Genomic DNA, 10,364 nt, shown 5'->3' with positions numbered 1-10,364 from the left:
GAACCACACGTTCCATACGAGATAAACCGATACGGAATTGGTTTTGTAATAATTCACCTACTGAACGAATACGACGGTTACCTAAGTGGTCGATATCGTCTGTTGATCCAATGCCTTCATATAAGTTTAAGAAGTAGCTGATTGTTGCTAAAACGTCAGCTGCTGTTACACATTTAATTTCATCTGGAATATTTGCATTTCCAATTACTTTAATCACTTTTTCAGGATCTTTTTGTGAATATACTTGAACTGACTGAATTGTTACAGGTTCTTGGATAACCCCTTCACTTGAAGGATATAATGTAAATAAGTTTGCTCCTGCTTCTAATGCTTGAGCTACTTTTTCCATAATTTCTTTTTCAAGAACTGTTCCTGCTTCAACAACAATTTCTCCTGTTTCAGGATGTACGATATTTTCAGCAATTGTTTGATTTAATAAACGTGTTTTTAAGTTTAATTTTTTATTTACTTTATAACGACCTACTGCCGCGAAATCATAACGACGTGGATCAAAGAAACGAGCTGTTAATAAGTTACGTGAACTTTCAGCTGTTTTTGGTTCACCTGGGCGTAGACGGTCATAAATGTCTTTTAATGCTTCTTCTGTACGTGATTCATCCATACGTTTATGAACATCTTTATCTAATGTTAAACGTAATGTTTCGCTTTCACCGAAGATTTCTAAAATTGTATCATCTGATTCAAAACCTAACGCACGAACTAATACTGTTAATGGAATTTTACGAGTACGGTCAATACGTACATATGAAATGTCTTTTGAATCTGATTCATATTCTAACCATGCACCACGGTTAGGAATTAATGTTGCGCCATATAAGGCTTTACCATTTTTATCTGGGCGGTCATGGAAGTATGAACCTGGTGAACGTACTAATTGAGATACAATAACACGTTCTGCACCATTAATGATAAATGTTCCCATTTCTGTCATTAATGGGAAATCTCCAAAGAAGACTTCTTGGTCTTTTACTTCTCCAGTTTCTTTGTTCACTAAACGCATTTTTACATAAATTGGTGCTGCATAATTTGCGTCGTGATTTCTTGCTTCTGCAAGATTGTATTTTGGAGCATGTAATTCATAATCTAAAAATTCTAATGATAAATTACCTGTATGGTCTTCGATTGGTGAGATGTCTTTAAACATTTCACGAATTCCTTCATCTAAGAACCATTGGTAAGAATCAGTTTGAATTTCAATTAGATTTGGTAATTCTAATACTTCACTGATTCGTGCATAACTTCTACGCACACGGTGTTTACCGTATTTCACATCATGATGTGCCAACTCTTCCACCCCTATATCATAATTTTATGAATAAATATTACAAATTTATTACATTATTAAATTTTCGTAACAAATGCCGCCTGTCAGTCGTTTTTGAACAAAAAAAAACCAAAAGAATTTCTTTATCCCTTATTAAAAAGAGCGCTCATTCTTTTGTTTTTCCTAATATTCACGGGATTTCTGGACAATATTTCAGTATCCCGCAAGACTATAGTTACACTTATTGCGTTACATTATTTTAGCGTGAAATTGGCGATTTGTCAAGGTTTTGAGAGTGTTTCTTCACGTTTTTATAAGAAAGTGCATACATTTTTTAGCGTTATAAAATAAAGCAGAAAAATGCTTTTTGTTTGCGAGGTCGCCAGTAGCCTCGCTTACGAGTCTCTTGGCTAAAAATCGAGCCTCGGTCTCGATTTTTACCTGCAATAGAAGCCACACCTTGGCTTCTATCGCTTTCGCTACAAAAAGATTTTTCTGCTTTCTTTTATATTTTTTTTGCGTTTTTTCACTGATAATTTTTTATTCCTGCGCAAAGAGTTAGGCTTTTCCTGGATTTAGTTTTATCCAACTCGACAAAACTATGAAGTTATATAACTTCATAGTTTAGTTATTATGATGAACATCGTTTTCCAAAAATGGATTAACCAAATCTATCCACTCAAAAGGCAGATAAGCCGATAGATAACCGTGATTATATCCTTTTGCTTCATATACAGTACAATTAGGATGCATTTTTTGAAATAGCTTAGCCGATTCCTTAACGCAACCCATTTCTTTTTCACCATAAATATATAGAACCTGCGCTTTGTTTTCTGTAATAGAATATTTAAGCCTATATTCTCCCATATATGTTTGATACATAGTCACCAATGTTTTAATCGGAATCCTTGGCATATCCTCCATATAATAGCCTTCTATTTCTTCCGAATAAGCCATATTGGGATACATTTTTTTCATTAAACTCAACTGAATTTTACTTGCATATTTGCTAAACATAAGTTTTCCGAATAATTTTACAATAATTGTACTAACTCTTGCCAGCTTGGGCTGAGGAATACAAATACTACCGTCTATTATTGCTTTCTGAGCTATATCACTATTTAGCGATAATAACTCAATAGCAATTTGACCTCCTAAAGAAACACCGCCCACAGCAAACAATTTTCCACCGCAATTATTTTTTATATAGTCCATAATTTGCTGTGCGGAATTTTCAGTTGAAATGTACTCTTTTTGATATTCTTCTCCATGACCATTAAGTGTTGGTAATATCACATGATATTTATCGGATAATATACGAGCTTGCCGAAGATAATTCCACCAGGAATTACCTCCGCCGTGTATCAATAATATATGTGGAAATTTTTTATCACCAAATTCATGAAATATCATATTCCAAAACCTCTACAAACTTAAATTTGTTAGCTAATAAGTTTACTCGCTTACTTATACACTTGATTTATTTCTTTGTTTTCTAAACACGAGACCAGCTAAAAAATTCTAATGAAGTACTTTTTTACTTTCATTAACTATATATACATAGTCATTTTTTGAAACCCCTTAACTACCGTCAGTTTAACACATTTTTTCTTTATTGTAAACATGGATTTTTTCGATTTACGACCTATCAAACGCCTCTTGCCCTGCTTCCAAGAATACATTTCACGCTTACTTCTGCTAACTTTTTTGTTTGTCATATCCTTTTGAACAGTATTTATTTTTTTTAAATTGTTGTACTTCGTTTTATAATTCGACTAAAAGAAGAAAGAAAAATTTTTGTTGCGAAAATAATGGAAGCCACGTCTGGCTTCCATTATAGGTAAAATTTGAGACCGAGGCTCAAATTTTAGCCATGAGACTCGCAGAGGCTGCTGGCGACCTCGCTATCACAAAATTTTTCTTTTATCTTTTGGTATCTACGTACATTTATTAAACGATTATCATAGGCTGTTTTAAACATTCTCATGTAACTAAAACACGAAAAACGCCTGAATCTTTCTTTCGATTCAGACGCTTTTTCATCAATTTATTATGCTGTAAAATCAGCCATATTCTTTTTAACGACTTCCCCACTTGGCAGACGTAGTTCAATGGTTCCATCCATATTAAAGATAACACTATCTAATCCTAATCCGTATCTAGCAGCAAATTTTGCAATTTTCTCTTGTACTGGATCTACTGCTGGGGCTTCTTCTAATCCAGGTTCTAACATAGGATCAGCTCCTACGTTTCCTGTAGGATTTAACATTCCATTATCCGTTGAATTTTCAGGTTTCACTGGTTTTTCACTTGGTTTTGGAGCCTCTGGTAAAGAATCTGCTGGTTTATTTTCACCATTTTCTAGAGGTGCTTCTCCAGTAAAATCTGCCATATTCTTTTTCACGACTTCTCCACTTGGTAGTCGTAGTTCAATAGTTCCATCCATATTAAAGATAACACTATCTAATCCTAATCCGTATCTAGCGGCAAATTTTGCAATTTTTTCTTGTACTGGATCTACTGGCGGAGCTTCTTCTAACATTGGGGCTGAAATATGATTTTCATTTGGCTTCTCTGACCCAGGTTTCAATACCTCATCTTTTCCATTTGGTTTTGAAGTTTCTTCTACTTTTCCAGTTTCTTTTGGTGATTCTTCAGCTTTTTCTATAGGCTTAGAACTTTCTTCTGTACCATGTCCTTTAAATTGTGATAAAACACCAGGTTTTTCTGTTTGATTATTTTTCTCTAAAATCGGAACTTCCACGATATATGAAGATTGATTTTCTAAATAAGCATTTGCCATGAAGGTTACTGGAATTTTATTTCCTGCTGTCATTGTAGTTCCTTGATTTAATTTTGGAATTGGGAGTTTAATTTCACCCACTTTGTAGTTATTTTCTAAGTACGCATTTCCATGAAATTCATCAAAAACTCTGACTAAAGCATCAGTCCCTTTTGGTACTGCATATTGAGGTTTCACTCTTAAATAAGTATCCCTTGCATGGAAAGGATAGAAAATCGTATGGCTTGCCATATTATAAGCTAATGAAGATGGAATCGTAAATGTTCCTTCATAATTAACTTCTGGATAGTCTTTTGAAGTAATCTTGTATTTAAATGTTTCTCCTGGTAAATATGGCTTATCTAATTCAAAATTAGCAATATTTCCTACGCCTTCACCAAATACTTTCCCAGATAGTTTCTCAATCACTTTCCCGTCAGGAGTGATTAATTTCACCATCATATTTGTTCCTAATTTTTTCTCTAATTCTGGTGGGAAACTGAAGGATACACGTTTTTGTCCATTTGCTAAAGTAAAGTTTTGGTTGTTAAATGTACTATTTTTTAATAATTTTATAACACTTGCTAATTCTTCACCTGTATAAACTTTATTTCCTTCTTTTTTCGCAACTCCTTCTTCTGGTTTGAAGAGTTCATAATTACTATGAGAGTGTCCAATTCCAACTGGTTTATGTTCATCAATTGGATCAGCATGATGGTGATCTCCATGCGGATAAATAATCGCATTTTTTTCTTTATTCACGACAATACTTTCACGTTTTACACCGTATTGCTTCATAATGCCTGCAATTTTTTCTTCGATTTTTTTATCTAGTTCACTCATTTCTGCTGGTTTCGTTGCATCATCATGGTGATGTTCCTCTTTAGGAGTCGTTGTAGTCCCATTATAGCGCGCTTTAGCTGCTTCTAAATGTTCTTTTGGAATTAAATATTCCCATTTTGTATGGACTAATTGTTCAAATGGAATAACATGAATATCTTTCATATTTCCATTATGCGCCACTAATAAGTTTTCTCCTGATGTACCAATAACATGATTTCCATCAAATAAAAATCCGTCACTCGTTCTATAATGAATTCCAGAAAATTGTTTTTCTTTTGGCTGTGCAGTCGGAGCTTCAGCATTTGGTTTTGTTTCAGGCTTCGTAAGAGGTGTTGCACTTCCTCCATGTAATTCCTTTTCCACTTTCTCAACTTTTTCAGTAGTTGATGCAACCGTATTATGATGTGTATTTTCATGATTCACTTGATTTTTATAAATAAAATGGAAATGATCTCCATGACGAACGATATATCCTGATTCTGTTTCACTAACGACATCTTTTTTATCAAAAACATAACCATCTTCAATTTCTTCATGATGTTCATGCGCTACTGAAGTTGTAGACATTGTTGTAGCAATCGTTTGTTGGGCATTATTTTTATAAATAAAGTGAAAATGGTCTCCGTGGCGAACAACATATCCCATTTCATTTTCTTCTACAATATCATTTGGATTAAAAACGTATCCGTCATCTGCAGAACTAATCGCTGTTGCAGAAGTCTTTTGTTCATATATAGCATCTGCTGGCGGAGCTCCATATACAAAATGGTAATGATCTCCATGTTTTTTTAAATATCCATTTTCGAATACTTCTCCAACAATTGTTTTTGGTTTGTTTTCTTTTACTTCTTCAGCAATTTTTTCAAATTTTGCTAAATCAGCTTTTGAAATTTCTGTTGTCGTAGTTTCTGATTCTGTCTTCTGACTTGTGTTTTGAGTATTAAACAGTGAACACCCTCCCAACAAAACAAGAGTTGCACTCCCAATTAGTAATGACTTTTTATGAATTTTCATTTTATCTCCCTCTCCTATAAAACGTAATCTTTCCGTTTTATAACTTTACTCTCCTTTTCTTCTTATGTCAATATTTTTTGTGGACGTAATAAAAGAAAGAAGAAAAATACTTTTTGTTTGCGAGGTCGCCAGCAACCAGCTAATGCTGTCTCATGGCTAAAAAGATTTTTTTTCTTTCTTTTATATTGTTTTTGCGTTTTTTTCAGTGAACATACTATATAAACGAAACATATGAAAATAGTATTTAATTCCAAAAATTTGTTACACTACGTTTTAAAATTCAGCTAAAAGAGGAAAGAAAAATTTTTGTTGCAAAAATAATGGAAGCCACGTTTGGCTTCCATTATAGGTAAAATTTGAGACCTAGGCTCAAATTTTAGCCATGAGACTCGCTAGTGAGGCTGCTGGCGACCTCGCTAACACAAAATTTTTCTTTCATCTTTTAGCCTATACGCAAAAAAAGACTTCGAAACACTAGTACGTTTCGAAGTCAATTCATCGGTTTCTATTCAGCTACAGTTTTATCTAAAAATCCTGTTAAGAATTTTTCAACAATAAATGTACCTAAGAAGGCAAATAAAATATTTGACACTGCTACGCCAAATACACTAGGCCAGAATGGTACTTGTAAAGAGTAATACAATGCTGCAGCCACTACAAAACCACACCAAATGCCATAAGCAGCACTCTTCACATAAGAATTTTTAAAAATACGGTTAAAAATATATAAACTCACTGATTGAATTAAAAATCCAGATAAAATATCAATCGGTCCCAGAGGACTTGGAATATTACTAATCATTACTCCGATTAAAATCCCTAATGACAATTGCGGTTTATAAAACGGAACACCCATTAATAAAGTTGATAAACGGAATTGAAACATTCCGTAAGAAATAGGGTTAATTAATGTTAAAACAACATATAAAGCACCTATTAAAGTGTTTTGTGTTAATAGTCTAATTTGTTTTTTATTCACTATAAAATCTCCAATCCATTTGCTAAAAAGGCTTTATTTCTATCAATACAAGTTCCACATTTCCCACATGGAGGATATACGCCATTGTAGCAACTATACGTCAATTCATAAGGAACTCCTAATTCGACTCCTTTAGCGACAATATCTTTCTTTTTCACTTGACCAAATGGAGCTGTCAATCGAACTTTGCCTCCACTTCCTAATTGAACAGCCTGATTCATTGCTTTAATAAATTCAGGCGAACAGTCTGGATAAATAACTCCAGAATCATCCAAGTGTGCTCCAAAATAAATTTCTGAAGCTCCTTTTTGCATCGCAATTCCTGCTAAAATCGAAATAAAAATTCCATTACGGAATTCCACTTCAGTGTTTGCTTCTGTTTGAGTCGCATAATCTCCTGTACTCACTTCGATATCATTTCCAGCATTTAAAGACGATTTACTTCCTGAAAATACAGAGCTCACCTCTAAAATTTGATGAGGAACTTTGTAATAGGCTGCAATTTTTCTAGCAGCTTCTAATTCCAATTCCTTATGCTTTTGATTATATGCAAACGAAATAGCCTCAACCTGAGGATCTTGACTCAAAGCAAGTGCTAATGCTGTAGAACTATCTACTCCACCACTTAATAATACTAATTTCATCAAGATTCTCCTTAACGGTTATCCACTTTTTCAGGATATAAATCATGATTCATCATACGGTGGTCTGCTACTTGTTCCCATTTAGTACCTGGTTTTCCATAGTTACAATATGGATCAATAGAAATTCCTCCACGTGGAGTAAATTTGCCCCAAACTTCAATATATTTTGGATCCATTAATTTTACTAAATCTTTCATAATGATATTCATGCAGTCTTCATGGAAATCTCCACGATTTCTAAAGCTAAATAAGTATAATTTTAATGACTTGCTTTCTACCATACGTTCTCCTGGAACATAGCTAATATAAATTGTCGCAAAGTCAGGTTGACCTGTAATTGGACATAATGAAGTAAATTCTGGACAATTAAATTTTACAAAATAATCATTTTCCGGATGTTTATTTGGGAATGACTCTAGCACTTCTGGTGCATAATCGTCACGATAAACTGTTTTACTTCCTAAGTGTGTAATTTCTCCCATTTCTTCGTTTTTTCTCATTGTTCTTCCTTCTTTCCGGACTATTTAACCATAAAAAAATTCCTGAAAAACACCATCGTTTTCCAGGAATTGATTGATCATTTCATGTTCAAATAAGCCCTAGTTTTGTTTATAGACAGGATGGTTACGAACTGTCTGACAAATATTCTACCATAAATGCAAGAATTTGACTAGTCTTGAACTAAACGATGAATCCATTTTTGAGAATAAACACGATAGAGTCCGATGACTACTTTTGTCACTTCTTCCATTCCTGCACAAATAACAACGATAGTAACTGGTAAATGCCACACTCCTGCTGCTAAAAGAGATAATGGGACGCCGACTAACCAGACACAACTCATTTCTAATTTCATTCCATAATGAGTATCCCCACCACCTCTTAAAACACCTACAACAATAATGGAATTAATAGTTTTTAAGATAAAAATGATTCCCATTACTTGTAATAATTGTTGACCAAGAGTATATACTTCTGGACTAATATGTCCAAATAATAATAATGTCCATTGTGGCGTTAAACTTTCAATAGCACCAATGACTACACCCGTTATAATGGATAAAATAATAAATCGATTCGCATCTTTTTTTGCTCGATCAATTTTATTTTTCCCAATACTTTGTCCAAGCATAATACTACAACTACTTCCTAGTCCACGAACGATGACAAAGGCTAAACCTTGAATCGCAACTGCAATTTGCACTGCTGCAGTCGCTTGGGTTCCAACCATTGCATAAGCTGCATTATAAAATACTTGTCCTAGTGCCCAAAATGTTTCATTGACAATAACTGGTAAAGTTGTCTTCCAGTAGACCATCCAAAATTCTTTTGGAATTTTTTGCAAATGTCGAATCGGAATTTGAAGCGGACCTTGATAACGTTTGATGACAAAAACTAATACTCCAATTTCAATCATTCTCGCTACTACGGTTCCTAATGCAGCTCCGACAACACCCATTGCTGGCAATCCTAATTTCCCAAAAATAAAAATATAATTAAAGAAAGCATTGGCGACAAAACTACTCATCGTTGCTACTAATGGAACTTTTGGATTTCCCGTACTTCTTAAAGCACTTCCTAAAGAAAAACTCCATGCAGTAATGACATAGGTTAAAGCCGCTACACGTAAATAGTCCCCACCAGCTTGAACAACTGCTGTATCATGAGTAAATAATTCTAAAATCCCATAAGGAAATAACATTGCTACAAGCATAAATGCCACAGAAATAGCTGTAGACAACATTAAACTTGCCTGATTAATTTTTCGAACTTGAGGAACATCCCTTACACCCCAATATTGAGCGAATAAAACTGAGGAACCTGTATTAATTCCAAAACAAATCAATGTAAATAAGAAAAACACTTGGTTTGCTAATCCCACGCCAGCAATACTCGCATCTCCAAGAGAGGAAATCATCATCGTATCTAATGTATTCAAAAATGAAGTTAGTAAACTTTGCAATGCAACAGGTATCGCAATCGCAAACATTTGTTGATAAAACGCCTTTGAATTCATCTCATCCTCCTTTTATAATGTATCCATTTTTTCTTAATCATTTTCTCTCCAACTATTCTATACTTTTGATGAGTTTCTTTCAAATATTGTATAACCCCAAACAAAAAAAGGATGAGTATCTCATCCTTTTTTTGTTTGAATTGATTAGATTCCAGGTGCTTCGTTTAAGTGTGCACGTAGCATCCAAATGATTTTTTCAATATCGCCTTTGAAGCCGATGCAGATATCTTGTGATACATCATCGCCTTCTTCTCCAGCTGTTTCTAAACCTTCTTGGTATAAACCTCTTAAGTATTCATATCCTACTAATAAATGTCTTACCCATTCATCAATTGAACGTTCGTAAGATGCAGGAATATCTTGAATTTTAGTGTTATCTGCAAATTCACGTAATGTTGAATATGGTGCTCCCCCAATAGTAATTAAGCGTTCTGATACTTCGTCTAATTGAGCATTGATTTCATCCATTAATTTATCCATTGCTGGGTGTAATGTTAAAAATCCACGTCCACGCATATACCAGTGTACTTGGTGAATAATTGCTGCTTGTTGGCTTAAGTCAGCTACTAATTGATTTAATACTAATTTTGTTTTTTCTTTTGACATTTGTCATTCCCCCTTTATGAATAAAGTATATCACAGAATAGAATTATTCTAAACTAGAATACTCATAATTTTTATAAATTTTTAAATAATAAATAAATGGACTTTTAGCAGCAGCAAACAGGCATAAAAGCGAACCTTTACTGCCATCCCTTACTACTACAGACAAAATTTTATCTCATTCACCTCACTCCCAT

General features: G+C 33.9%; 7 protein-coding genes and 1 pseudogene. All 8 read right to left on the bottom strand.

The features are described 5' to 3' along the window. Positions 1-1,315: pseudogene (locus RWO76_RS07105) on the bottom strand (DNA-directed RNA polymerase subunit beta); the annotation flags it as partial. A 594-nt stretch (positions 1,316-1,909) separates the two neighbouring features. Then, entirely contained in the window at positions 1,910-2,698 is a 789-nt protein-coding gene (locus RWO76_RS07100) for an alpha/beta hydrolase (protein WP_314354967.1), read from the bottom strand. A 637-nt stretch (positions 2,699-3,335) separates the two neighbouring features. Next, positions 3,336-5,924, bottom strand: coding sequence for a pneumococcal-type histidine triad protein (locus RWO76_RS07095; RefSeq protein WP_314354966.1), 2,589 nt, complete (start codon positions 5,922-5,924; stop codon positions 3,336-3,338). A 505-nt stretch (positions 5,925-6,429) separates the two neighbouring features. After that, positions 6,430-6,903, bottom strand: a complete 474-nt coding sequence (locus tag RWO76_RS07090; RefSeq protein WP_314354965.1) for a QueT transporter family protein — start codon at positions 6,901-6,903, stop codon at positions 6,430-6,432. After that, positions 6,903-7,547, bottom strand: a complete 645-nt coding sequence (gene queC / locus RWO76_RS07085) for a 7-cyano-7-deazaguanine synthase QueC (RefSeq protein ID WP_314354964.1) — start codon at positions 7,545-7,547, stop codon at positions 6,903-6,905. Before queC ends, RWO76_RS07090 begins: the two co-directional genes overlap by 1 nt. An 11-nt stretch (positions 7,548-7,558) precedes the next feature. Continuing rightward, a complete protein-coding gene (queF, locus tag RWO76_RS07080) occupies positions 7,559-8,047 on the bottom strand; it encodes a preQ(1) synthase (RefSeq protein ID WP_006703907.1) in 489 nt (162 codons plus the stop codon). A 170-nt stretch (positions 8,048-8,217) separates the two neighbouring features. After that, complete coding sequence (locus RWO76_RS07075) at positions 8,218-9,564, bottom strand: MATE family efflux transporter (RefSeq protein WP_314354963.1); 1,347 nt, start codon at positions 9,562-9,564, stop codon at positions 8,218-8,220. A 144-nt stretch (positions 9,565-9,708) separates the two neighbouring features. Next, a complete protein-coding gene (locus RWO76_RS07070; protein WP_314354962.1) occupies positions 9,709-10,170 on the bottom strand; it encodes a DNA starvation/stationary phase protection protein in 462 nt (153 codons plus the stop codon). Positions 10,171-10,364: the final 194 nt, after the last annotated feature.

The sequence above is a fragment of the uncultured Granulicatella sp. genome (genome assembly GCF_963521425.1).
Lineage (GTDB): Bacteria > Bacillota > Bacilli > Lactobacillales > Aerococcaceae > Granulicatella.
The sequence above is the reverse complement of the archived record's forward strand: the minus strand, read 5'-3'. Positions and strand labels throughout refer to the sequence as shown.